General features: G+C 63.7%; 2 protein-coding genes. Both read right to left on the bottom strand.

Annotation, left to right across the window (positions count from 1 at the left end):
• On the bottom strand, positions 1–1,780 hold a 1,780-nt coding region (locus tag ABIB00_RS38900), incomplete at its 3' end, for a recombinase family protein (RefSeq protein ID WP_354107999.1).
• Positions 1,770–1,940: a hypothetical protein gene (locus ABIB00_RS38905; protein WP_187436520.1), complete on the bottom strand. Its 171-nt coding sequence runs from the start codon at positions 1,938–1,940 to the stop codon at positions 1,770–1,772. The genes ABIB00_RS38905 and ABIB00_RS38900, both read right to left, overlap by 11 nt.
• Between the last annotated feature and the right edge of the window lie 114 nt (positions 1,941–2,054).

A 2,054-nucleotide genomic window follows, 5' to 3' on the forward strand; every position in this document is an offset into this window, starting at 1 on the left:
AGCGCATTGATGTGACGCGCTCGCGGGTCCAGCGATTGCCGTTGCCCGTCTTGAGGCCGTTTCGGTTGAGGAGGCCGGCAATCAGATCGTCGCTGGCGATCAGCACCAGTTGACGCACGGCTTGGATAATATCGGCGGAAGTGCTGTTGCGCTGTCCGCGCCGGCGCTTGGGCAAGCGCAACTCGCTGTGAGCGCCACCCACCCAGTGGACGATGAGAACGATCTCGGACGCCGCGTCGTCTATATCGGCCACGACCTCATGGACGAGGGTGCGTACAATGCGCTTCTTGAGACGAGCATCCGTCGTCGGCGCATCCCAGACCGTTTTGAGGTTCGAGGCCAGCACGCCGAGCGAAGCTGGATCAGCAATGGGTGCGGGCGTCGCCGCATCATGCATGGCGATCTTGCCCTCGACCTCCGCCGCGTGAGCGAGTGCCCTGTTCCAGCGCGCTTCCAGCTCACTCGCCACCAACCGGTTCGCGGGGTCAGCGGCATCGTATTGCCGGAAAGCCCGGTCGGCGGCATAGCGCGCCGCTTCCAGATCGCGACTGAGCGCATCGCGCACCTGATCCCGCTGTTCCCTGGCTCCTTCGGCGGCAGCGGTTGCAGCGGCGATAGCGCCCGGACCGACGATGCCAAGCAGTGCTTCCTCGATTGCGTCATCGACACGCAATCCACCGAAGGCGATGCAGTGAGGACCGCCATTGTCCATCCAGGCGCGGCTGCGGCTGTAGCGTGGGATATGGTGCTTCATGCCGGAGTACCGGAGTGTGAGCTTGCGGCCGCAGCGCTTGCACCGGATCAGACCGGCCAGCAGCGCGTCACCATGCTTGGGTGCGCCGTGATGCCGACCGGTGGGAACGTTGCTGCTGACCATGGTGCGGATCGCCTCGAACCTCTCCCAGCTCACATACCCATCGTGGGTGTTGGGCTTCAGCGCCAGCCATTCGCTCCGCGTCTTGCGGCGGATCTTCACGCTCACGCCTGCGGCGCTGTATCCCGCCGCCACAGCCGTCTTACCATAGGCATAGGCGCCGCCGTAGACCGGGTTCTCAATGATCCGGTGGATGGCGGAGTAACTCGGTCGCCGCCAGGCTGTGTCGCCGTTGGACTGCTTCACTGGTAGATCGAGATTGTACTCGTGGAGCCAGCAGAGCGCCTGTCGCGCGCTGCCAAGTTCCTCGACCTTGTCGAACACCAGCTCGATCGCTTCCTGGACACGCCGATCCGGATCTTTCTCATAACGGTCGCCGGCCTTCACGAAGCCGACGGGCGCCGCCACAACCAACTCGCCCCGGCGCGCCTTCTCATAGCGGGCCGAGAGCGAGCGTTGGCGCAACAAATCCAGTTCGTACTCGTTGAGGCTGCCCTTGAGCCCGAGCAGCAGGCGGTCGTTGCCGTGCCTTGGCGCATAGATAGTCTCCTGATCGACCAGAACGGTATCGACCACGCGGCACATCTCGATGAGTTGCTGCCAATCCCGGCTGTTGCGGGCGAAGCGCGAGACCTCGCGGGCGCAAACCGCACCAACCTTACCGAGGCAAACCTCTGCTACCATTCGCTCGAAACCGGCGCGTTGCACGCCGCCGGCGGCTGAACGACCGAGATCATCATCGATCACTACGATCTCTGACCACCCGAGTGCCGTCAGCCGGTCCCGCATGGCGTATTGCAATGCGTTGCTCTCGCGATTGTGCAACACCTGATGTGCTGAGGATTGGCGCACGTAAAGAATCGCCTTACGCTCCAGATGATGAGGCCTGACCTTGTCAGAGATCATGATCGACCCCCTTCGCGGGCGGCGTCGCTGTCATCGCAGCATGGTCGAGGATCAACTGCGTCATCAGGCTTGTGAGGGCCGCCCGGGCTTCCGCCGGCAACTCCGGCCATGCTGGCGCGCCGATGGCGCCGTTCGGCAGGCCGCTCCCGAACAGATCCATCTGTTGCTGCGGCCGCGGTTGTCGATTGTGTCGGTATCCGCTCCCTGGCATTGCCGTCTGCCGTGACATGGGTCTCTCCCCGATTCTGGTCGTGAGAGGCTCTGGATGCGCTAG

The organism is Bradyrhizobium sp. LB14.3 (assembly GCF_040547985.1).
Classification (GTDB): domain Bacteria; phylum Pseudomonadota; class Alphaproteobacteria; order Rhizobiales; family Xanthobacteraceae; genus Bradyrhizobium.